Source organism: Nocardioides sp. S-1144, from assembly GCF_005954645.2.
Classification (GTDB): domain Bacteria; phylum Actinomycetota; class Actinomycetes; order Propionibacteriales; family Nocardioidaceae; genus Nocardioides; species Nocardioides dongxiaopingii.
On record NZ_CP040695.2, the window covers coordinates 2,475,888 to 2,498,589 of the forward strand.

Here is a 22,702-nt window from a genome sequence, read left to right on the forward strand (position 1 = left end):
CCAACCTAGGGCACGGCTCGCGGCCCGTGGCGGAGCCGGCGACACGGGGAGCCGCCCTAGTCTCGGCGCCATGGACCTCGACCAGCCCCCGGTGGTGCGCATCGACGTCGGCACCTCCGAGGACGTCGACCCGCTGGCCTGGCCGATGACGATCCCCGCCGTCGACCAGCTGGCCCGCGAGGGGCTCGAGCTGCCGAGGGGCGTGACGTTCCTCGTCGGGGAGAACGGCTCCGGCAAGTCGACGCTGGTCGAGGCGGTGGCGGCGGCCTACGGCCTGTCCGGCGAGGGCGGCTCGACCCACAGCCGGCACGCGACGCGCGCGACCGAGTCCCCGCTGGCCTCGGCGCTGCGCCTCCAGCGCGGGGTCGGGGCGTCACGGTGGGGCTTCTTCCTGCGCGCCGAGACGATGCACGGCTGGTACACCTACATGGACGACCACGGCGGGCCCCGCGACCCCGACTACCACGCGATGAGCCACGGCGAGTCGTTCCTGGCCGTGCTGCGGGCCAAGTTCGACGGCCCCGCGTTCTACTGCCTCGACGAGCCCGAGGCCGCGCTCTCGTTCTCCTCCACCCTCGCCCTCATCGGCGTGCTGCACGACCTCCAGCGGGCCGGCGCCCAGGTGCTCTGCGCGACCCACTCCCCGGTGCTGGCCTCACTGCCGGGGGCACGGATCCTCGAGGTCGGCGAGTGGGGCTACCGCGCCGCGTCGTGGGAGGACCTCGAGCTGGTCACCCACTGGAGGGCCTACCTCGACTCGCCCGGGCGCTACCTGCGGCACGTGCTCGACTGAGGGAGCCCCGCTCAGGGGGAACGGCGCAGCAGCGCCACGAACATGGCGTCCGTGCCGTGCCGGTGCGGCCACAGCTGCAGCGTGCCGGGCAGCGGGCCGGCGGCGTCCGGCACCTCCGGGAGCAGCGCTCCGACGTCCTCGAGGACGACGTCGGAGCGGTTCTCCAGCAACGAGGTGACGACGCCCGAGGTCTCGGCGAGCACCGGCGAGCAAGTCGCGTAGACGACGACCCCGCCCGGGCGCAACAGGTCGACCGCGCTGGCCAGCAGCGCGCGCTGGAGCAGCACGAGCTCGAGCAGGTCGTCGGGTCGACGCCGCCAGCGCGACTCGGGACGGCGTCGCAGGGCGCCCAGGCCGGTGCAGGGGGCGTCGACCAGGACCCGGTCGGCGGTGCCGGGCGTCAGCGGGGGGCGACGTCCGTCGGCGACCACGATCCCGGCGAACCCGCCGGTGCCGCGGAGGTCGGCGAGCGAGCGGGCGACCAGGCGGGCCCGGTGCGGCGCCCGCTCGACCGCGAGCAGGGACGCGCCGCGCTCGGCGGCGAGCGCGGCCAGCAGGGCCGCCTTGCCGCCCGGACCGGCGCAGAGGTCGACCCAGCGGCCGCCGTCGCCGTCGGAGCCCTCGGCGGGGACCTCGGCGCGGGCCAGGGCCAGCGCCACCAGCTGCGAGCCCTCGTCCTGGACGCCGGCGCGCCCCTCGGCGACCGCGGGGACGGCGGCGGGGCTGCCGCCGGTGAGCGTGACGCCGTAGGGCGAGTAGGGCGTCGGCTCGCCCGGCAGCTCCTCGCGCGTGGCCCGGCCCGGGCGGGCCACCAGGGTGACCTCCGGGGCGACGTTGTCGGCGGCGAGCAGGGCGAGCAGCTGGTCGGGGCCGACGGCCTTGCGGAGCTCGTCGACCACCCAGGCCGGGTGGCTGAGGGCGACCTCGGGGTAGCGCAGGCTGGTCGGGTCGGGGGCGACCCGCGCCACCCAGGCGTCGAGGTCGTGGGCGGCGACCTTGCGCAGCACGGCGTTCGCGAACCCGGCCGCGCCCTGGTTGCCGGTGGCCCGGACGAGGTCGACGGTGGTGCTGATCGCGGCGTGGGTGGGCACCCGCATGGCCAGCAGCTGGTGCGTGCCGAGCCGCAGGGCGTCGAGCACCTTGGCCTCGACCTTGCTCAGCGGCCGGTCGACACAGGCCGACAGCACGGCGTCGTAGGTGCCGCGCCAGCGCAGGGTGCCGGAGGCGAGCTCGGTGGTGAACGCCGCGTCGCGGGCCTCGAGATTGAAGTGGGCGATCACCGCCGGGAGCACGAGGTTGGCGTAGGCGTCGTCGACGCGCACGGCCTTGAGCACCTCGAAGGCCGCGAGCCGCGGCACGTCGACGGGACCTCGCACGCGGCCGCCGCCCGGGCGGAGGGTGGAGCCGGCGCGCTCAGCCATCGCCGAGGTGCTCCTTCACGAGCCGCTTCGGCGCGCGCGTGGCCCAGGCGTCGGTGATGATCTCCGCGAGCTCGTCGCGCCCGAGCTCGCCGAGCCGCGACTGCTGGACCAGCACGGCGGCGTAGCCGTCGAAGTGGTCGATGGTGAAGAACGGCGTCGCGGCGTCGTCGACGAGCGCCGCCTTCTCCGCCTCGGTCGGCGTCACGATGATCACCAGGTCGTCGTACTGCTCACCGGTGTCGGGGTCGACGGCGGAGGCGTGCGGACGCCGGTACATCACGAACCCCTTCCCCCGCGGGCCCGACGGCACCTTCCAGGTCGGCATGTCGCCCCACGACGTGCCGAGCTCGGTGTCGGGCAGCGCCGCACAGATCTCGTCGACGTCGTCGGGGGTCGCCGGGCGCCCGCCCGAGCCGTCAGGCACGCGGGCCGCCGAACCGGACGCCCGAGGCCAGCCGGACGCCGCGCGCCCAGTCGGCCGCGGCCATCTGCCGCTTGCCGAACGCCTTGACCTCGCCGAGCCGGACGGCGGTGGTGCCGGTGCCGACGAGCACCTCCTGCTTGCTGACCGCGAGCTCGCCGGCGGGCAGGTCGACGTCGGTGATGCGCACGGGACCGATCTTGATCCGCTCGCCCTCGTGGGTGCTCCACCCGCCGGGTGCCGGCGTGCAGGCACGGATCCGGCGGTCGACGGCGACCGCCGGCTCGGACCAGTCGACCTCGGCGTCCTCGACGGTGATCTTGGGCGCGAGGCTGACGCCGTCGGCGGGTTGCTCGCGGGCCTCGATGGTGCCGGCGGCGAGGTGGTCGAGGGTGGAGACGAGCAGGCCCGCGCCGCCCTCGGCGAGGCGACCGAGCAGGTCGCCGGCGGTGTCGGTGGGCAGGATCCGCTCGGTCATGACGCCGAACGTCGGACCGGCGTCCATCGCCTTGACGATGCGGAACGTCGTCGCCCCGGTGACCTCGTCGCCGGCCCACACCGCGTGCTGCACGGGGGCCGCGCCGCGCCAGGCCGGCAGGCAGGAGAAGTGCAGGTTGACCCAGCCGAGCGGCACGAGGTCGAGCGCCGACTGCGGCAGCAGCGCGCCGTAGGCCACGACCGGGCAGCAGTCGGGCGCCAGGGCCCGCAGCGCCTCCTGGAACTCCGGGTCGCGGGGGTGGTCGGGCTTGAGCACCGGGACGCCGAGCGCCTCGGCCCGCTGGGCGACCGGGCTCGCGACGAGCTTGCGGCCGCGCCCCGACGGCGCGTCGGGGCGGGTCACGACACCGACCAGCTCGTGGGCGGACGCGGCGATGGCGTCGAGGGACGGGACGGCGACCTCGGGCGTGCCGGCGAACACGACGCGCATCAGAGACCCAGCCCTCGGGTGGCGTGCGGGCTGACCTTGACCTGCGGACGCTCCAGGCCGAACCACTCCGACTCCCGGATCTCCTTCATCGCGGCCTTGCGCGCCGCGGTGTCGAGCCGGTCGATGAACAGGACGCCGTCGAGGTGGTCGGTCTCGTGCTGGATGGCCCGGGCCAGCAGCTCGGAGCCCTCGACGACGAGCGGCTCGCCGTGCACGTCCCACCCGCGGGCGACGACCGAGAGGGCCCGGCGGCAGTCGTAGGTCAGGCCCGGCAGCGACAGGCAGCCCTCGTCGCCGTCCTGGACCTCCTCCGACAGCGTCAGATCGGGGTTGACGAGGTGCCCGACCTCCCCGTCGACGTTCCACGTGAAGACCCGGAGGCCGACGCCGATCTGCGGCGCCGCGAGGCCCGCGCCGGGTGCCTCCAGCATCGTCTCGGTGAGGTCGGCGACCAGGGTGCGCAGCTCCTTGTCGAAGTCGACGACCTCGAGCGCGGGACGGCGCAGCACCGGGTCACCGAAGAGCCGGATGGGCTGGATCGCCACGGAACTCCTTGTGCGGGACGGGATGTGCTCGGGTCGGCCATCCTAGTTGGCCGTCGTCCGGGACTCGGGGTCGATCCCCATGCCCTGCGCACGGGTCCCGCGGGTCCGGCGCCCCTCCGGCGGGTCGCGGGTCCGGCGGGCCGTTCTGCACAGATGTTCGAACACAGTAGCGATTGTCCGTCGATCGTCGTAGAATAGACCCATGCCCGCAGCCACCGCCACCCAGACCGCCGACCCGGCCCTGGCAGCGGTGCGCACCCACCAGGCGGCGACCCGCCGGGCCGAGGTCGCGACCCTGGTTGCGGTTCTCGACTGGGCCCTCGAGCACACCACCGACGATGACCCCCACACCGTGACGTTCGGCGAACGGCCGCTCCCGCTGGGTGGCGTCGGCTGCCCGGTCATCGAGGAGTTCGCCGCCTACGACCTCGCCGCCGCGATGGGCATGAGCACCGACGCCGGGCTGGGCTACCTCGGGCGGGCCCTCGAGCTCCGCTACCGGCTTCCCCGCCTGTGGGCAGCGGTCCTCGACGGGCGGCTCCCCGTCTGGAAGGCCGGTCGGATCGCCGAGTCGACGATGCGCCTGCCCGTCGACGGCGCGGCGTACGTCGACGCCCGACTCGCCCAGGCCGTCTCCTCGATCACCTTCGCCCAGCTCGACCGCCTCGTCACCGAGGCCCTCGCCCGATACGCACCCCAGGACGTCGCCCCGCCCGCCGACGAACGGCACGCCTGGATCGACCTGACGAACGTCACCCTCCAGGGTCACGTCCGCCTCGACGCCCTCCTGTCGGTTCCCGACGCCCTTGACCTCGAGGACGCCCTCCAGACCGGAGCCGCGAGGCTCACCGACGCCGGATCCACCGACCCCCTCGACGTCCGACGGTCGATCGCCCTCGGCGACCTCGCCCGCGGCGAGCAGCCCCTCGACCTCGTCACGCGACCCACCCGTGACCTCGTCGTGCACGTCCACCACGACAGTCCGGACCTTGGGCGCTGCGCGACCACCAGGAGTCCGGTCACCGTCGAGACCATCCGCACCTGGTGCGCCACCGCCGCGAAGGTCACCATCAAGCCCGTCATCGACCTCCACGACCACGTCCACGTCGAGGCCTACGAAGCCCCCGACCGGTTGCGCGAACAGATCGAGCTGCGCGACCTCACCTGCGTCTTCCCCCACTGCCGCCGCCCCGCCACCCGCTGCGACCTCGACCACGTCGTCCCGTACTCAGCCGGCGGCACCACCAGCAGCGACAACCTCGCGCCCCTCTGCCGACGCCACCACCGCGCCAAGACCCACAGCCGCTGGCACTACCGGATGGCCGATCCCGGCACCTACGACTGGACCGCGCCGTCGGGCCTCACCTACCGACGAGACCACCACGGCACCACCGCCCTCGACCCACCAGCGTCGACAGCACGCCCCGCCGAGACCTGACCGACCCGCCCCGACACCCCGCCCCGGCGGGGACATCGGCATGCCCAGCCCGAGAGTGCTCGACGTGGGCGACTGGGGTGCTGGAGGTGCCGTGCTCACCCTCCCAGCGCACCTCGGCGCCCGCCCCACTCCCGGCCGTCCTCGGCGACCCGCGCGACCACGCGGCCGACCACAGGCTCTCGACGGTCCGGCTCAGAGCTGCTGCGGGTCGACGCGCACCCGCACGGCGTCGAGCTTGCGGGCCGAGCGGATCCGCTGGAGGTCGCCGAGGGCGCGGGACAGGTCGGCGCCGTGGGCGCGCGGGGTGCGGAGCACCAGCCGCTCCTCCTCGGGGCCGGCGGGCACCGGGCCGAGGACCTCGACGTGGGCGGGCGGGGCGAGCAGGGTGAGGGCGTCGTCGACGGCGCCGGGCTCGCCGGTGACGGTGGCCAGCCGGGTCGTCGGGGGCAGCCGCGCCTCGTGGCGGTCGCGCGCCTCGCGCCGCGCGAAGCCGGCGTGGTCCCAGCGCACCAGGGCCTGCAGCGCGGGGTGGGCGGGGTCGCCGACCGCCATCGCGCGCCCGCCGGGACGGACCAGCCCCACGGCGTTGCTCCACCGGCGCAGCGCCTCCTCCGCGGCACGGAGGTCGTCGCGACCCAGGAGCAGCCAGGTGTCGAGCAGGACCACGGCGGCGTACCCGCCCGCGGCGACCGGCTCGGCCCCGGGGGTGGCCACGACGATCGACGGGATGTCGGGCACCTCGGCGAGCACGTGGTCGCCCGACGAGGTGCGCACCAGGGTGCTGGGGAAGGCCCGGCCGAGCTCCTCGCCGGTGCGCGCGTCGCCGAGGACGGGGGCCCGCAGCCCGTGCGCCCCGCACTCGCGGCAGGCCCACCCGAGGGCCGGGGTGGCGCACCAGCGGCAGGCCGGCGGCGTGGTGGGCGAGGTGAGCGCGAGCGGGCCGGCGCACGTCGCGCAGCGCGCCGGCGTGCGGCAGCGCTCGCAGGCCAGGGCCAGCGCGTACCCGGCGCGCGGGGTCTGCACCAGCACCGGGCCCGTGGTCAGCGCCGAGCGCACCAGGTCGTGCACCTGGCGCGGCACCCGGGCCCCGGCGCCGTGCGGGTCGCGCTCGAGGTCGAAGTCGGTCGCCCCGGCGATCGCGACCGTGACGGCCGAGCGCAACCGGGCCCGCGGCGCGACCAGCTCGTGCGCCCACCCGCCCGGCGTGAGGTAGGCCGCCTCGACGCTGCGGGAGAAGCCGCCGACCAGCGCCGCGACGCCCTCCCGCTCGGCACGCAGCAGGAGCACCTCGCGGGTGTGAGGGTAGGGCGCCCGCGGCTCGGCGTGCAGGTCGTCGCCGTCGTCCCACACCACGACCAGGCCGAGGTCGACCACCGGCGCGAACGCCGCGGCGCGGGTGCCCACCACGACCCGCCGGGCGCCCCGGCTGATCGCGAGGAAGTCGCGGTAGCGCCGGGCCGGCCCGGAGTCGGCGGTGAGCGTGACGTGCTGGTCGGGACCCAGCGCGGCACCCAGCGCGGCGTCGACGCGGGCGACGTCCTTGCCGTCGGGCACGCAGACCAGCACGCCCCGGCCCGAGCGCACGGTCGCGGCGGCCGCGGCGGCCACGAGCGCGGGCCAGTCGTCGCCGGGGGCTACGGTCCACACCGCGCGCGGTGACCCGCCGTCGGCGAGGTGGCCCAGGAACGCCGGCCCGTGGTCGTAGCCGGCCCACCCGGCGCCGGTGTCGTGCTCGGCGTCGGTGTGGGGCGCGACGATCCCGTCGGCGGGTCGGTCCGGCGACGGCTGCTTCTCGGTGGTGGCGTGTCGCGGCGGGACGGCGAGCCGCAGCACGTCGGAGCGCACGCCGGCGTAGCGCTCGGCGACGTCGGCGGTGAGCGCCGCGACCTGCGGCGACAGCACCGGCTCTGGGCTCACCACGCGGCGCAGCGGGGTGAGCCGGCCGGTGTGGTCGGTCTGGTCGGCACGCTCGACGAGGTAGCCGTCGACGTCCTGGCCCGCGAAGCGCACCTTGACGCGCACCCCGGGGACGGCGGCCTCGGCCATCGTCGCCGGGACCGCATAGTCGAAGGTGCGGTCGAGGTGGGCGAGCGGGACGTCGACCAGCACCCGGGCCACCGGTGCCACCTCGGCGACGGCCGCCTCGGCGGCGTTGCGCGCCCGGGTCGCGCGGGCCTTGGCCTGGGCCTGCTTGACCGTGGCCCGCACCATCCCGGGCAGCAGCTCGGGCTGCGGCACCTCGGGCTCGGGACGTTCGGTCATGGGCCGATGTCTACCAGCGCGCACCGACGCCCCACCGGGTCCTGCCCGGTGGGACGACGGGTGGGGCTCAGACGCCGGTCGCCGCCTTGAGGGCGTCGGCGCGGTCGGTGCGCTCCCAGGTGAACTCGGGCAGCTCGCGGCCGAAGTGGCCGTAGGCCGAGGTCTTGGCGTAGATCGGGCGGAGCAGGTCGAGGTCGCGCAGGATGGCGGCCGGGCGCAGGTCGAAGACCGACAGGACGGCCTCCTGGATCTTCTCGTCGCTGACGACGCCGGTGCCGAAGGTCTGCACGAACACGCCGACCGGCTGGGCCTTGCCGATCGCGTAGGCGACCTGGACCTCGCAGCGGCGCGCGAGGCCCGCCGCGACGACGTTCTTGGCGACCCAGCGCATGGCGTAGGCGGCCGAGCGGTCGACCTTCGACGGGTCCTTGCCGGAGAACGCGCCGCCGCCGTGGCGGGCCATGCCGCCGTAGGTGTCGACGATGATCTTGCGGCCGGTGAGGCCGGCGTCGCCCATCGGGCCACCGACCACGAAGCGGCCGGTCGGGTTCACCAGCAGGCGGTAGCCCTCGGAGGGCAGCGAGAACGAGGCCAGCACCGGGTCGATGACGTTCTGCTGGATCTCGGCCTCGAGCTTGCTGAGGTCGGTCTCCTCGGAGTGCTGGGTCGACAGCACGACGGTGTCGATGCGCACCGGGCGGTCGTCCTCGTCGTACTCGATGGTGACCTGGGTCTTGCCGTCGGGACGCAGGTTCGGCATGGTGCCGTTCTTGCGGACCTCGGTGAGCTTCTCGGCCAGGCGCTGGGCGATCACGATCGGCAGCGGCATCAGCACGTCGGTGTCGTCGCAGGCGTAGCCGAACATCAGGCCCTGGTCGCCGGCGCCGCGGGCGTCGAGCTCGTCGTCGGAGGCCCCGACGCGCTGCTCGATGCCGGAGTCGACGCCCTGGGCGATGTCGCTCGACTGGGCGCCGATGGCGACCTGGACGCCGCACGTGGTGCCGTCGAAGCCCTTCTCCGAGGAGTCGTAGCCGATGTCGAGGATGGCGGCGCGCACCAGGTCGGCGACCGGGGCGTAGGCCGTCGTGCGGACCTCACCGGCCACGACGACCAGGCCCGTGGTCAGCAGCGTCTCCACCGCGACCCGGAGGTCCTGCTTGTTGGTGTCGTTCTCCATCAGGTAGTCGAGGACCGTGTCGCTGATCCGGTCCGCGATCTTGTCGGGGTGTCCCTCGGTCACGGACTCGGAGGTGAAAAGACGTCCAGCCACGGTCAAACTCGCTCTCGCTCAGGTGTGGAGGTGCAGGGGAAGTATCAGATGACGACCAGGATGCAAGACGGGCGTCTCACGGGTCGAATTGACGGTCGAGTCGGCGCACGACCTCGTCCCAGATGACGTGCGCGAGCGCCGTCTTGGTGCCGTGCGGCACCTCGACCACGGCGCCGTCGGCACCGAGGACGACGGCCTCGTTGTCGGGGCTGCCGAACACCGCTCCCCCGCTGACGTCGTTGACGACGAGCAGGTCGCAGCCCTTGCGGGCCAGCTTGGCGCGGGCCAGGTCGAGCACCGACCCGGTGGCGTCGCCGGTCTCGGCGGCGAACCCGACGACCACCGAGCCCGGGCGGGCGCGGTGGGTCGAGATCTCCCGCAGGATGTCGTCGTTCTGGACCAGGGTGATCGTCGGCGCCGAGCCGTCGCCGGCCTTCTTGATCTTGTCGTCGCTGACCTCGCTCGGGCGGAAGTCCGCGGGGGCGGCGGCCATCACGACCGCGTCCGCGCGCGCCGCGGCGGCGACCACCCGGTCGTGCAGCTCGGCGGTCGTGCCCACCCGGACGACGGTGGCGCCGGCCGGGTCGGGGAGGTCGACGTTGGCGGCCACGACGGTGACCTCGGCGCCGCGGGCGGCGGCGGCCCGCGCCAGCGCGTAGCCCTGGCGGCCCGAGGACCGGTTGCCCAGGTAGCGGACGGGGTCGAGCGGCTCGCGGGTCCCGCCGGCGGAGACGACGACGTGGCGCCCGGCCAGGTCGAGCGTCGGCGCGACGCCGCGGGCGAGCACGTCGGCGCACACCTCGAACAGCGCGGCCGGCTCGGGCAGCCGGCCCTTGCCGGTGTCGGCACCGGTCAGCCGGCCCTCGGCGGGCTCGACCACCAGGACGCCGCGCGAGCGCAGTGTGGCGACGTTGGCGCGGGTGGCGGCGTGCTCCCACATCTCGGTGTGCATCGCGGGCGCGAGCACCACCGGGCAGCGGGCGGTGAGCAGGGTGTTGGTGAGCAGGTCGTCGGCCAGGCCGTGGGCCGCCCGGGCCAGCAGGTCGGCGGTGGCCGGGGCCACCACGACCAGGTCGGCGTGCTGCCCGATCCGCACGTGCGGCACCTCGTGGACGTCGGTCCACACGTCGGTGGCCACGGGCCGTCCGGAGAGCGCGGCCCAGGTGGGCGCGCCCACGAAGGCCAGGGCCGCCTCGGTCGGGACGACGGTGACGTCGTGCCCGGACTCGGTGAGGCGGCGCAGCAGCTCGCAGGCCTTGTAGGCGGCGATGCCGCCGCCGACGCCCAGGACGACGCTCGGACGACGGACGGGCCGCGACCCCAGGGGGGTCGCGGCCTCGTCGTCGGTGCTGGTGCTCAGGCGGCTGATCCGGTCACGGGACGGGTCACTCGCTGTAGTTGGCCGAGGCGTCGAGCGCGGCCTGGGCCGCGGCGGCCTCCTCGGCGGCGAGCTCGGCGGGGTCGACGTCCTCGCAGGTGAGCTTGTCGTCGGCGATCTCGCGCAGCGCGATCGAGAGCGGCTTCTCCTGGACGTGGGTGTCGACGAGGGGGCCGACGTACTCGAGCAGGCCCTCACCGAGCTGGGAGTAGTAGGCGTTGATCTGCCGGGCGCGCTTGGCGCTGTAGAGGACCAGCTTGTACTTGCTGTCGGTCTTGGTCAGCAGGTCGTCGATGGACGGGTTGGTGACGCCGACGGCATCGATGTTGGGCGCAGACACGCAGAGGCCTCACTGAGTCGGGTAGATGCTGGGTGGAGCACGGTCAGGCGGACGAAGAGGTGCCCGACTTCATCAAGGCTACCAACTCGTCGGCTGCAGCGTGAACTTCGTGGTTTACGATGGTGACGTCGAACTCCGGCTCGGCGGCCAGCTCGGCCCGCGCGGTCTCGAGGCGGCGCTCGCGCTCCTCGGCCGTCTCGGTGCCCCGGCCGACCAGGCGGCGGACCAGCTCGTCCCACGACGGCGGCTTGAGGAAGACGAAGACGGCCTCCGGCATCGTCTCGCGCACCTGCCGCGCGCCCTGCAGGTCGATCTCCAGCAGGGAGGGCTGCCCGGCCTCCAGCGAGGTGACCACCGGACCCCGCGGCGTCCCGTAGCGGGCGGCCTTGTGGACCACGGCCCACTCCAGCAGCTCGCCGCCGGCGACGAGCCGGTCGAAGGCCGCGTCGTCGACGAAGTGGTAGTGGACGCCGTCGACCTCGCCCGGGCGGGCGCGCCGGGTCGTGACCGACACCGAGATCCAAACGTCGGGGTGCTCCTCGCGGACGGCCGCGGCCACGGTGCCCTTGCCGACGGCGGTCGGGCCGGCCAGGACGACGAGCCGGTTGCCGGTCACTGGCCGGTCACTGGTCGGGCGCGAACTCGCGCCCGAGCGCCGCGATCTGCTTGGTGCCGAGGCCGCGCACGCGGCGGGACTCGGCGATGCCGAGGCGCTCCATCACCTGGCGCGCGCGGACCTTGCCGAGGCCGGGCATCGACTGCAGCAGGTCGACGACGCGCATCTTGCCGATGACCTCGTTGGTGCGCCCCTCGGCGACGACGTCGATGATCGAGGCACCGGAGTTCTTCAGGCGGTTCTTCACCTCGGCCCGCTCGCGTCGCGAGGCCGCGGCCTTCAGGAGCGCCGCCTGGCGTTGCTCGGGTGTCAGTGGGGGCAATGCCACGGGCACGGGTCCTTCGGTCGGGTCGGGCGGCAGGAGGAGCCGCGTCGGGCCAATCTAGTCATGAGGATCGGGCAGCGGCAACGCGCCCTGCGTCGCCGGTGCCGTCAGAGCGCCAGCTCGGTCTTGCAGACGTCGCGGGACTGCTGCTCGACGTTCTGCACCGCCTCGCGCAGCGCCTCGCTGCGCACGCTGCCGGCACCGGACTCGATGGCCTCCAGCTCCTCGGGGGTGACGTCGTCGGGCGGGTCGACGGGGTCGTAGGTCACGGGGTCGACCCCGGCGGCCTCGAGGGCGTCGGCGAGCGAGGAGAGGCGCTGCACGACCACCGACCAGTCGTCGGCGACGTCGTCGGGGGCGGCCTCCTCGAGGCGCTCGAAGATCGGCAGGCCCGGGAGCAGCCCGGCGGCCCCGTCGTCGGCGGCCAGCACCCGCCCTAGCTCGGCCTGCTCCTCGACGACGACGTCGCAGTAGCCCTCGAAGGCGTCGGGATCCTCCCCGCACGCGGTCAGCGCCCCGAGCAGCCCGGGCAGCAGCACCAGCGCCCAGGCCCGCCGGGGGCGGCTCACGCCGGCCCGCGCAGGTCGTCGTTGGCCCGGCGCACGGCGGCGCGCATCGCCTCCAGGTCGGGTCCGGCGCGGAGCACGTCGCGCGAGGAGCTCGGGGCGACGTGCGGGGTCGCGGCGCCGAAGATCCGGCGGACGTCGGCGGGCGTGCCGCCCTGGGCGCCGAAGCCGGGCGCGAGGATCGGGCCGTTGAAGTCGAGGTCGAAGCCGGGGTCGGCGATGGTGGCGCCGATCACCGCGCCGAACGAGCCGAGCGGCTCAGCGCCCGCGTTGAGCGCCGCGAGGTGGTCGAGCACCCGACGCGCGACGCTCTCGCCGGTGTCGACGGTGGCGTGCTGGATCTCGGGGCCCTCGGCGTTGGAGGTCAGCGCCAGCACGAACAGCCCGGCGTCGTGCCGGCGGGCGGTCTCGACGAACGGCGTCAGCGACCCGAACCCCAGGTAGGGGCTGAGCGTCACGGCGTCCACGGCGAGCGGGCTCGCGGGGTCGAGGTAGGCCTCGGCGTAGGCCTGCGACGTGGAGCCGATGTCGCCGCGCTTCACGTCGAGCAGCACCAGCGCCCCGGCGGCGCGCGACTCCGCGACGACCCGCTCGAGCACGGCGATCCCGCGGGAGCCGAAGCGCTCGTAGAAGGCCGACTGCGGCTTGACCATCGAGCACAGCGGCGCGACGGCCTCCACCACCGTGAGCGCGAACCGCTCCAGCCCGGCGACGTCGTCGTCGAGGCCCCAGGCGTGCAGCAGCGCGGCGTGCGGGTCGATGCCGACGCAGAACGGTCCGCGGTCGGCCAGGGCGGCGTGGAAGCGCGCGCCGAAGCCGTGGGTGGTCGAGGGGCTCATCAGGGCATCGTCCTCACCAGGGCGTCGCGGGTCAGGTCCGCGCGGTTCGGGTAGCCGTCCACGGCCATGATCAGGTCGGTCTCGGCCTGGAGCGCCCGCAGCACGTGCACGGCGCCCGGCACCCCGCCGAGGGCGAGCCCGTAGACGTAGGGGCGACCGACGGCGACCGCCGTGGCGCCGAGGGCGAGGGCCTTGACGACGTCGGCGCCGGAACGGACGCCGGAGTCGAAGACGACCGGCGCGTCACCACCGTGGGCGGCGACGGCGTCGACGACGCCGGGCAGCCAGTCGAGCGCCGCTCCCCCGCCGTTGGCCTGCCGGCCGCCGTGGTTGGAGCAGTAGATGCCGTCGACCCCGCCGTCGAGGGCGCGCCGGGCGTCGTCGGGGTGGCAGATGCCCTTGAGCACGATCGGCAGGTCGGTGAGCGAGCGCAGCCACGGGAGGTCGTCCCAGGTGAGCGGGTTGCCGAACTGGCCGACCCACGTGAACACCACGGTGGCCGGGTCGGGGTCGGGGCCGGTCATCTCGGCGAAGACCGGGTCGGAGGTGTAGTTGGCCAGCGCCTTGCCGCGCAGCTGCGGGAAGTTGCCGCTGGCCAGGTCGCGCGGGCGCCAGCCGGGGACCCAGGTGTCGAGGGTGACCACGAGGGCGTCGTAGCCGGCCCTCTCGGCGCGCGAGACCAGGCTGGCCGCGAGCTCGCGGCTCTTCGGCGTGTAGAGCTGGAACCACGCCGGGGTGTCGCCGGTGGCCGCGACGACGTCCTCGAGCGGGTCGCTCATCAGCGTCGAGCCGATCAGCGGGACGCCGGTCGCCGCCGACACCTCGGCGGCGTGGACGTCGCCGTGCTGGTCGAGGGTGCACAGCCCGACGACGCCGACCGGCGCCATCATCAGCGGGCTCGCCAGGTGCTTGCCGAACAGCTCGACCGACAGGTCGCGCTCGGTGCGGGCGTTGAGCATCCGCGGCACCAGCGCCCACCGCTCGAACGCCGTCACGTTGGCCCGTTGGGTGGCCTCGTCGCCCGCGCCGCCGGCGACGTAGGTGCGCAGCTCCGGCGGCAGCACGGCGAGCGCGCCGGCCTCCAGCTCGGCGTGGGTGAGCGGGTGGGCGGGCAGCACACCGCCGAGCGCCCCGAGGTACAGCTCGATCTGGTAGTCGCCGAAGCTCACCGCGCCACCCTCGAGCTTGCGAGGGGGTGGAACACGCGGGGAGATCGAGGAGTCGCGCGAGCGACGGAGGAGCTCGCGACCGGCGTCTCGAAATATGTCATGCGCGCAACCCTGTCACGATCCGGCGCGGCCAGAGCGGACCCTCGTAGATGAACGCCGTGTAGGCCTGGAGCAGGTCCGCACCGGCGGCCAGCCGCTCGCGGGCGTCGTCGGCGGTGGAGATCCCGCCGACCCCGACCAGGGTGAGGTCGGGTCCGACGCGCTGCCGCAGCATCCGCACGACCTCGGTGGCGCGGGCCGTGAGCGGCGCTCCGGACAGCCCGCCCGCGCCGGCCTCGGCGACCTCGGCGGGGTGGCTGCGCAGCCCGTCGCGGCCGATGGTGGTGTTGGTGGCGATGATCCCGTCGAGCCCGGTCGCCAGGGCCAGGTCGGCGACGGCGAGGACGTCGTCGTCGGCGAGGTCGGGGGCGATCTTCACCAGCAGCGGCACCCTGTCCCGGCCGGTGGTGACCGAGTCGGCGACGGTGCGGACGTGCTCCAGCAGCGGCTCGAGCCGCTCGACGGCCTGCAGCGTGCGCAGGCCGGGGGTGTTCGGCGAGCTGACGTTGACGACGAGGTAGTCGGCGTGCGGGGCGAGCAGCCGGGTGCTGGTGGCGTGGTCGGCGAGGACGGCGGCCTGGTCGTCCTCGGGGACGACCTTGGTCTTGCCGATGTTGATGCCCAGCACCGGCCCGGTGCCGGGCGCGCGCCGACCGCGGGCGGCCAGGCGCCGTGCGACCGCCTCGGCGCCGTCGTTGTTGAAGCCCATCCGGTTGACCACGGCGCGGTCGGCCACGAGCCGGAACAGCCGCGGCGTCGGGTTGCCGGGCTGGGCCTGTCCGGTCACCGTGCCGATCTCGACGTGGCCGAAGCCGAGGGCGCCGAGGGCGTCGATGCCGACGGCGTTCTTGTCGAAGCCGGCCGCCAGGCCGAGGGCGTGCGGGAAGGTCAGGCCCATCGCCGTGACCGGCTCCCCCGCAGGGCCGGGCAGCCGGCCGAGCACGGGGGCCCCGAGCCGGATCGCCCGGAACCCGAGGTGGTGGGCCCGCTCGGGGTCGACCCGGCGGAACCCGTGCTCGAAGGCCCGGCGGTAGAGCCCCACGCTCAGGCCCGGCCCGCGGTCATCGACGCCGCCCAGTCCTGCAGGCTGCGGACCCCGACGTCGCCCCGCTTCATCGCCTCGATGCCCTGCACGGCCGCGCCGAGGCCCTGCACCGTCGTGATGCACGGGACGTTGGCGCGCACGGCGGCGGTGCGGATCTCGTAGCCGTCGATGCGGGAGTTGCCGCCGTCGAGGGCCGCGCCCGCGCCGTAGGGCGTGTTGACGATCAGCTGGACCTCGCCGTCGAGGATGAGCTGCACGGTGGTGCGCTCGCCGTCGGGCCCGGGGCCGTCGAAGTGCTTGCGGACCACGCCGCACGGCACGCCGTTGCGGCGCAGCACCTCGGCCGTGCCCTGGGTGGCGAGGATCTCGAAGCCGAGGTCGGCCAGCACCTTGATCGGGAAGACCATGGAGCGCTTGTCGCGGTTGGCCATCGAGACGAACACGCGGCTCGCGCGGCCGTCGACGACCGGCTGGGGCAGCGGCCCGAACGCCGCGGCCTGCGACTTGCTGAAGGCGGTGCCGAAGTCGCGGTCGAGCCCCATCACCTCGCCGGTCGACTTCATCTCGGGCCCGAGGACGGTGTCGACCTGCTGGCCGTCGGGGGTGCGGAACCGGTTGAACGGCATCACCGCCTCCTTGACCGCGATCGGCTGGTCGGGCGGCAGAGCTCCCCCGTCGCCGGTGGCCGGGAGCAGGCCGGCAGCGCGCAGGTCGGCGATCGACTCACCGAGCATCACCCGCGCCGCCGCCTTGGCCAGCGGGGTCGCGGTCGCCTTCGACACGAACGGCACCGTGCGCGAGGCACGCGGGTTGGCCTCGAGCACGTAGAGGATGTCGGAGCCGAGGGCGAACTGGATGTTCAGCAGGCCGCGGACGCCGACGCCCCGGGCGATCGCCTCGGTCGCCTCGCGGATCCGGCCGACCTCGCGCTCACCGAGCGTGATCGGCGGTAGCGCGCAGCTGGAGTCGCCGGAGTGGATGCCGGCCTCCTCGATGTGCTCCATGACGCCGCCGAGGTAGAGCTGCTCGCCGTCGAAGAGGGCGTCGACGTCGACCTCCACTGCGTCGTCGACGAACCGGTCGACGAGCACCGGCGCGTCGCGGCTGATCAGCCCGGCGGCGACGTACTTCTCCAGGTAGGACTGCAGGGCCTCGTCGCCGTAGACGATCTCCATGCCGCGCCCGCCGAGCACGTAGGACGGGCGCACCAGGACGGGGTACCCGACCTCGGTGGCGATCCGCTGCGCCTCGGGGTACGACGTCGCGGTGCCGTGCTTGGGGGCGACCAGACCGGCCTCGGCGAGCACCCGGCCGAACGCGCCGCGGTCCTCGGCGAGGTCGATCGCGTCGGGCGAGGTGCCGACGATCGGAACGCCGTTGGCGGCGAGCCCCTGGGCCAGGCCCAGCGGCGTCTGGCCGCCGAGCTGGCAGATGACGCCGGCGATCGGGCCGGCCTGCCGCTCGGCGTGCACGATCTCCAGGACGTCCTCGAGGGTGAGCGGCTCGAAGTAGAGCCGGTCGGAGGTGTCGTAGTCGGTCGAGACCGTCTCGGGGTTGCAGTTGACCATCACGGTGTCGTAGCCGCCACCGGGCAGGTCGGGGTCGCTCAGCGCCAGCGACGCGTGCACGCACGAGTAGTCGAACTCGATGCCCTGCCCGATCCGGTTGGGGCCGGACCCGAGGATGATCACCGCCGGCCGCTCGCGGGGCGCGACCTCGCTCTCCTCGTCGTAGGAGCTGTAGTGGTACGGCGTGCGCGCGGCGAACTCGGCCGCGCAGGTGTCGACGGTCTTGTAGACCGGGCGGATGCCGAGCGCGTGCCGGACGCCGCGGACGACGTCGGCGCTCATGCCGCGGATCTTGCCGACCTGGTCGTCGGAGAAGCCGTGCCGCTTGGCCCGGCGCAGGATCTCGGGCGTCAGCTCGGGGGCCGCGGTGACCTCCTCGGCGACCTCGTTGATCAGCAGCAGCTGGTCGATGAACCACGGGTCGATCCGCGTGGACTCGAAGACCTCCTCGGGCGTCGCACCGGCGCGCAGCGCGTCCATCACCTTCTTCAGGCGGCCGTCGTGCGGCGTCGCGACCTCCGCGAGCAGCGCCTCCTTGTCGAGGTCGACCCACTCCTGGTGCCAGTCGAAGACGGCGTCCTTGCTCTCCAGCGAGCGCAGCGCCTTCTGCAGCGCCTCGGTGAAGTTGCGCCCGATCGCCATCGCCTCGCCGACGCTCTTCATGTGCGTCGTCAGCGTCGGGTCGGCGCCGGGGAACTTCTCGAACGCGAACCGCGGCACCTTCACCACGACGTAGTCGAGGGTCGGCTCGAACGACGCGGGTGTCTCCTGCGTGATGTCGTTGCGGATCTCGTCGAGGGTGTACCCGATCGCCACCTTGGCGGCGATCTTGGCGATCGGGAAGCCCGTCGCCTTGGAGGCCAGCGCGCTCGAGCGGGAGACCCGCGGGTTCATCTCGATCACGATGACCCGGCCGTCGTCGGGGTTGACGGCGTACTGGATGTTGCAGCCGCCGGTGTCGACACCGACCTCGCGGATGATGCCGATCGCGAGGTCGCGCAGGTGCTGGTACTCGCGGTCGGTCAGCGTCATCGCCGGGGCCACGGTGATGGAGTCGCCGGTGTGCACGCCCATCGGGTCGACGTTCTCGATCGAGCAGACGATGACCACGTTGTCGGCCTGGTCGCGCATCACCTCCAGCTCGTACTCCTTCCACCCGATGATCGACTCCTCGATCAGCACCTCGGTGGTCGGGCTGGCGTCGAGGCCGGCGCCGGCGATCCGGGCCAGGCCGGCCTCGTCGTAGGCGATGCCGGAGCCGGTGCCGCCCATCGTGAACGACGGCCGGACGACCACCGGGTAGCCGAGCTCGAGGGTGGCCTTCTCGCAGTCCTCGAGCGTGTGGCACACGAAGCTGCGGGCGGTCTCGCCGCCGACCTTGTCGACGATGGCGTTGAACAGCTCGCGGTTCTCGCCGCGGTGGATGGCCTCGAAGCTGGCGCCGATCATCTCGACGCCGTACTTCTCCAGGACGCCGTTCTCGTGCAGCGCGATGGCGGCGTTGAGCGCGGTCTGGCCGCCGAGGGTCGGCAGCAGGGCGTCGGGGCGCTCCTTGGCGATGACCATCTCGACGAACTCGGGGGTGATCGGCTCGACGTAGGTGGCGTCGGCGAACTCCGGGTCGGTCATGATCGTGGCCGGGTTGGAGTTGACCAGGATCACCCGCAGGCCCTCGGCCTTGAGCACGCGGCAGGCCTGGGTGCCGGAGTAGTCGAACTCGCAGGCCTGGCCGATGACGATCGGGCCGGACCCGATCACCATCACGGACTGGATGTCGGTGCGCTTCGGCATCAGATCGCGTCCTTCTGCTGGTCGCGGGACGCCGCCATGAGGTCGACGAACCGGTCGAAGAGGTAGCCGGCGTCGTGCGGTCCGGCGGCGGCCTCGGGGTGGTACTGCACCGAGAACGCCTTGAGGCGCCCGGCGTCGTCGCGCAGCTCGAGGCCCTCGACGACGTCGTCGTTGAGGCAGACGTGGCTGACCGTGGCCTCGCCGAACGGCGTCGCGGTCGACCCGGTCAGCGGCGCGTCGACGGCGAAGCCGTGGTTGTGCGCGGTCACCTCGACCTTGCCGGTGGTGCGGTCCATCACCGGCTGGTTGATGCCGCGGTGGCCGTACCTGAGCTTGAAGGTGCCGAACCCCAGGGCGCGCCCGAAGAGCTGGTTGCCGAAGCAGATGCCGAAGTAGGGCAGGTCGCGCCCCAGCGCCTGCTGGAGCACCTCGACCTGGTGCACGGTGGCGGCCGGGTCGCCGGGGCCGTTGGAGTAGAAGAGCCCGTCGGGCCCGGCGCCGCCGGACCCGGTGCCCACGGCGCGGATGTCGTCGATCGTCGCGGTCGCGGGCAGCACGTGCACCTCGATGCCCCGCTCGGCCATCCGGTACGGCGTCATGGTCTTGATGCCGAGGTCGAGGGCGGCCACGGTGAAGCGCCTCTCCCCCCACGGGCCGGCGTGGGCCGGGACGACGTAGCCCGCGGTCGTGGAGACCTCCGCGGCCAGCTCGGTGCCGGCCATCTGCCCCGAGGCCCGCACCCGCTCCAGCAGGGCGCCGGCGTCGGTGCCGGTCGAGGAGATCCCCACCCGCATCGCGCCGCGCTCGCGCAGGTGGCGGGTCAGCGCGCGGGTGTCGATGCCGGAGATCCCGACGACGCCCTGGTCGCGCAGGTCGTCGTCGAGGCTGCGGCGGCTGCGCCAGCTCGACGGGACCCGGGCGGGGTCGCGGACGACGTACCCGGCGACCCAGATGCGGGCGGACTCGGGGTCGTCGTCGTTCATGCCGGTGTTGCCGACGTGAGGGGCGGTCATCACGACCACCTGACGGTGGTAGGACGGATCGGTGAGCGTCTCCTGGTACCCGGTCATGCCGGTGTTGAAGACGGCTTCCCCGAAGGTCTCACCCTCGGCGCCGTAGGCGTCACCGTGGAACGTGCGACCGTCCTCGAGGACCAGGATCGCGGGGGCATGCGTCGGCACGCCGTACCTCCTTCTCCGCCTCACAGGACGGATCGTTAAAGGATGTTCGAGCAGCAGCGATGTTATCAGCGCGGACGTCGGGCCGGCCCCCTGGACGGTGGCGCGGACAACGGGTCCTCGGGCCAGGCGTGCTTCGGGTAGCGCCCCCGCAGCTCGGCGCGCACCTGGGGGTAGCCGGAGGCCCAGAACGAGGCCAGGTCGGCGGTCACGGCGGCCGGGCGTCGCGCCGGCGAGAGCAGGTGCAGCAGCAGCGGCACCCGACCGTCGGCGAGCCGGGGCGTGGCCGCCCAGCCGAAGACCTCCTGCAGCCGGACGGCGAGCACCGGCTGGTCGCCGCCGTAGTCGACCCGCACCGGTGAGCCGCTGGGCACGGTGACCCGCTCGGGCGCGAGCTCGTCGAGACGGGCGGCCTGCGGCCAGGGCAGCAGCCGCCGCAGGGCCTGGGTGACGTCGAGGCGCCTGGGGTCGGTGCCGTCGAGCCACCGGGTCGCGGTGGCGAGCAGCGCGTCGTCGGAGACGTCGGGCCAGGGGTCGCCCAGGGTGCGGTGCAGGAAGGCCATCCGCTGTCGCAGGGCGACGGCGGCCTCGCTCCAGCGCAGCACGTCGAGCCCGTCGCGGCGCAGCGCGTCGGCCACGGCCAGCGCCACCGCCGCCGGGTCGGGGTCGTGGACGGCGGTCGAGGTGAGCTCGATGCCGCCGAGCCGGGTGACCCGGCGCGCGGTGACCCGCCCGGAGCGCCAGGTGACGACGTCGTCCTCGGCCCAGAGCGCGGCGGCGGCCTCGAGCGCGGTGTCCTCGTCGACCGGGGCGGCCGAGCGCACCAGCGCGTCGCGCTGCCCGGGACGGCGGTCGGCGTCGGCGATCGCGAGCCAGGGCGTGCCGACCAGCGCCGAGCCCGGCGGCAGCACGGCGCCGGTGCCGCCGACGGTGGCGTAGGAGGTGCCGCCCGCGCTGCCCGGGCGCAGCCGCGCGATGCGGGCCGGGTGCGCGAGGGCGACGACCAGCCCGACGGCCTGGTCGTCGGTGAGGCCGGGCTCCCCGGGAGCGTCCGCGACGGCGCCGACCAGCCGGCGGACGGCGGCGCGCCAGGTGGCGTCGCGGCCGCGCCGGGCGGCTCGCAGCGCGGCCACCAGGTCGCCCCCGGGTGCGCGGACGTCCTCGGACAGCAGGGCCACCACCTCGGCGGCCCGCCGCGAGCCGACGACGCCGGCCCCGTCGAGCAGGGCGCGGGCGAGCCGGGGGTCGGTCGGGACCCGGGCGACCCGGCGTCCGCGCTCGGTGACGGCGCCGGCGTCGTCGACCGCGCCGATCGAGCGGAGCACCGCGCGGGCGGCGTCCATGGCGGGCGCGGGCGGGGCGTCGAGCAGGGCGAGGCCCTCGCCGTCCGGGCTCCCCCAGGTCGCCAGCTCCAGCGCGAACGACGTCAGGTCGGCGGTGAGGATCTCCGGGTCCGGGTGGTCGGCGAGGTGGGCGTGGTCGGCCTCCGACCAGCACCGGTACGCCGCACCGGGGGCCTCGCGGCCGGCGCGGCCGGCGCGCTGGTCGGCGGCGGCCCGGCTGACCCGGACCGTGACCAGGCCGGCCAGCCCGCGCCGGTGGTCGGTCTGAGGGCGGCGCGCCAGGCCGGCGTCCACGACCGAGCGGACGCCGGGCACGGTCAGGGAGGACTCCGCGACGCTGGTGGCCACCACGACGCGGCGGCGGGGCCCGGGGGTCAGGGCGCGGTCCTGGTCGCGGGCGTCGAGCCGGCCGTGCAGCTCGAGGACGTCGGCGTCCAGGCCGCCGAGGCGGCGCACGACGTCCGCGACCTCGCCGACGCCGGGCAGGAACGCCAGGACGTCGCCGGGCTGCTCGGCCAGCGCCCGGCGCACGGTGGCCGCCACGTGGTCGAGGAAGGCCGGCGTCACGCCCCGCTCGTCGCGCGGCAGCACCCCCGGCGGCGGCCCGTGCCAGTGCCGCGAGACCGGGTGCAGGGCACCGGGCACGGTGACGACCGCCGCCGGGTTCGTGCCGCCGGTGCCGCCGGGGCCGCCGAGCCGGGACGCCGTCCGCTCGGCCTCGATCGTGGCCGACATCGCGACGACGACGAAGTCCTCGCGCAGGTGCCGGCGCACGTCGACGAGCAGCGCGAGCGTCAGGTCGGCGTCGACCTGCCGCTCGTGCACCTCGTCGAGGACGACGGCCGCGACGCCCGGCAGGTCGGGGTCGCGCTGGAGGCGGCGCAGCAGGATGCCGGTGGTGACCATCTCGACGCGGGTCGCGGCGCTGGTGCGGCTCTCGCCGCGCACCGTGCACCCGATCGTCTCCCCCACCGGCTCCCCCAGCAGGTCAGCGAGGCGGCGGGCGGCGGCCCGGGCCGCGATCCGCCTCGGCTGGGTGACCACCACCCGACCGTCCACCGCCAGCGCGACCGCCGGCGGCACCAGCGTCGTCTTGCCCGACCCCGGCGGCGCCTGGACCACGACCGCCCCGCGCGACCGGACGGCGTCCACCACCTCGGCGAGACCGCCCGCGACCGGCAGGTCCGGCGGCGCCGCCAGCAGGCGCCGCAGTCGCTCGTCGCCCTCCCTCATCGGGTCGGTCGCCCGGCCGGGATTTCCCCGGTCGGCCGGGGAAGTCTGAACTTGGGGGGCGATATTTCGGCCGCCAAGTTCAGGGATCCCCGGCCGACCGGGGAAATCCCGGCCCGGTGCCGGCTCACCCGGGC

Annotated in this window: 19 protein-coding genes; 2 read left to right on the forward strand and 17 right to left on the reverse strand. The window is 74.7% G+C overall.

Going from position 1 to position 22,702, the window contains the following annotated elements; genetic code table 11:
* The first annotated feature begins 70 nt into the window (after positions 1-70).
* On the forward strand, positions 71-793 hold the full coding sequence (locus tag FE634_RS11655) for an AAA family ATPase (protein WP_148240613.1): 723 nt from the start codon (positions 71-73) through the stop codon (positions 791-793).
* An 11-nt stretch (positions 794-804) separates the two neighbouring features.
* Here FE634_RS11655 and FE634_RS11660 read toward each other — a convergent pair whose 3' ends face one another.
* The 4 genes from FE634_RS11660 to def are packed head-to-tail and all read right to left on the reverse strand — an operon-like array spanning position 805 to position 4,108.
* Positions 805-2,214, reverse strand: coding sequence for an RsmB/NOP family class I SAM-dependent RNA methyltransferase (locus tag FE634_RS11660; protein ID WP_148240614.1), 1,410 nt, complete (start codon positions 2,212-2,214; stop codon positions 805-807).
* The gene (locus FE634_RS11665; protein WP_222847573.1) at positions 2,207-2,638 is read right to left on the reverse strand and encodes an MmcQ/YjbR family DNA-binding protein; all 432 of its coding nucleotides are present in this window, start codon (positions 2,636-2,638) and stop codon (positions 2,207-2,209) included. Before FE634_RS11665 ends, FE634_RS11660 begins: the two co-directional genes overlap by 8 nt.
* A complete protein-coding gene (gene fmt, locus FE634_RS11670; RefSeq protein ID WP_148240615.1) occupies positions 2,631-3,563 on the reverse strand; it encodes a methionyl-tRNA formyltransferase in 933 nt (310 codons plus the stop codon). Before fmt ends, FE634_RS11665 begins: the two co-directional genes overlap by 8 nt.
* Positions 3,563-4,108, reverse strand: coding sequence for a peptide deformylase (def, locus tag FE634_RS11675; protein WP_137295054.1), 546 nt, complete (start codon positions 4,106-4,108; stop codon positions 3,563-3,565). Before def ends, fmt begins: the two co-directional genes overlap by 1 nt.
* 202 nt (positions 4,109-4,310) lie before the next feature.
* Here def and FE634_RS11680 point away from each other — a divergent pair, with 202 nt between their 5' ends.
* The gene (locus tag FE634_RS11680; RefSeq protein WP_148240616.1) at positions 4,311-5,546 is read left to right on the forward strand and encodes an HNH endonuclease signature motif containing protein; all 1,236 of its coding nucleotides are present in this window, start codon (positions 4,311-4,313) and stop codon (positions 5,544-5,546) included.
* Between the two features lie 192 nt (positions 5,547-5,738).
* Here the strand turns inward: FE634_RS11680 and FE634_RS11685 are convergent, their stop codons facing one another.
* The 13 genes from FE634_RS11685 to hrpB all read right to left on the reverse strand — a co-directional run bounded on the left by FE634_RS11685 (position 5,739) and on the right by hrpB (position 22,568).
* Positions 5,739-7,808 carry a primosomal protein N' gene (locus tag FE634_RS11685; protein ID WP_187366681.1) on the reverse strand — a complete coding sequence of 690 codons (2,070 nt, stop codon included), beginning with the start codon at positions 7,806-7,808 and terminating at the stop codon, positions 5,739-5,741.
* 67 nt (positions 7,809-7,875) lie between these two features.
* The gene (metK, locus tag FE634_RS11690) at positions 7,876-9,078 is read right to left on the reverse strand and encodes a methionine adenosyltransferase (protein WP_137295057.1); all 1,203 of its coding nucleotides are present in this window, start codon (positions 9,076-9,078) and stop codon (positions 7,876-7,878) included.
* A 76-nt stretch (positions 9,079-9,154) separates the two neighbouring features.
* The gene (gene coaBC, locus FE634_RS11695) at positions 9,155-10,402 is read right to left on the reverse strand and encodes a bifunctional phosphopantothenoylcysteine decarboxylase/phosphopantothenate--cysteine ligase CoaBC (RefSeq protein WP_138875960.1); all 1,248 of its coding nucleotides are present in this window, start codon (positions 10,400-10,402) and stop codon (positions 9,155-9,157) included.
* Positions 10,403-10,463: 61 nt separating this feature from the next.
* Positions 10,464-10,796, reverse strand: coding sequence for a DNA-directed RNA polymerase subunit omega (rpoZ, locus tag FE634_RS11700; RefSeq protein WP_134768346.1), 333 nt, complete (start codon positions 10,794-10,796; stop codon positions 10,464-10,466).
* 43 nt (positions 10,797-10,839) lie between these two features.
* Positions 10,840-11,412, reverse strand: coding sequence for a guanylate kinase (gene gmk, locus FE634_RS11705; protein ID WP_137295058.1), 573 nt, complete (start codon positions 11,410-11,412; stop codon positions 10,840-10,842).
* 7 nt (positions 11,413-11,419) lie between these two features.
* Positions 11,420-11,740: an integration host factor, actinobacterial type gene (gene mihF, locus FE634_RS11710; RefSeq protein ID WP_134768348.1), complete on the reverse strand. Its 321-nt coding sequence runs from the start codon at positions 11,738-11,740 to the stop codon at positions 11,420-11,422.
* 104 nt (positions 11,741-11,844) lie between these two features.
* The gene (locus tag FE634_RS11715) at positions 11,845-12,306 is read right to left on the reverse strand and encodes a hypothetical protein (RefSeq protein WP_138875962.1); all 462 of its coding nucleotides are present in this window, start codon (positions 12,304-12,306) and stop codon (positions 11,845-11,847) included.
* Positions 12,303-13,142 (reverse strand): orotidine-5'-phosphate decarboxylase, encoded by an 840-nt coding sequence (gene pyrF / locus FE634_RS11720; protein ID WP_148240617.1) that lies wholly within the window; start codon positions 13,140-13,142, stop codon positions 12,303-12,305. The genes FE634_RS11715 and pyrF overlap by 4 nt, the downstream gene beginning before the upstream one ends.
* On the reverse strand, positions 13,142-14,311 hold the full coding sequence (locus FE634_RS11725; protein ID WP_137295061.1) for an alpha-hydroxy-acid oxidizing protein: 1,170 nt from the start codon (positions 14,309-14,311) through the stop codon (positions 13,142-13,144). The genes pyrF and FE634_RS11725 overlap by 1 nt, the downstream gene beginning before the upstream one ends.
* Positions 14,312-14,408: 97 nt before the next feature.
* Positions 14,409-15,452, reverse strand: coding sequence for a quinone-dependent dihydroorotate dehydrogenase (locus FE634_RS11730; protein WP_138875963.1), 1,044 nt, complete (start codon positions 15,450-15,452; stop codon positions 14,409-14,411).
* Between the two features lie 2 nt (positions 15,453-15,454).
* Positions 15,455-18,814, reverse strand: coding sequence for a carbamoyl-phosphate synthase large subunit (carB, locus tag FE634_RS11735; RefSeq protein ID WP_138875964.1), 3,360 nt, complete (start codon positions 18,812-18,814; stop codon positions 15,455-15,457).
* Positions 18,814-19,995 (reverse strand): glutamine-hydrolyzing carbamoyl-phosphate synthase small subunit, encoded by a 1,182-nt coding sequence (gene carA, locus FE634_RS11740; protein ID WP_148240618.1) that lies wholly within the window; start codon positions 19,993-19,995, stop codon positions 18,814-18,816. The genes carB and carA overlap by 1 nt, the downstream gene beginning before the upstream one ends.
* A gap of 65 nt (positions 19,996-20,060) precedes the next feature.
* Positions 20,061-22,568: an ATP-dependent helicase HrpB gene (hrpB, locus tag FE634_RS11745; protein ID WP_148240619.1), complete on the reverse strand. Its 2,508-nt coding sequence runs from the start codon at positions 22,566-22,568 to the stop codon at positions 20,061-20,063.
* Positions 22,569-22,702 lie beyond the last annotated feature (134 nt).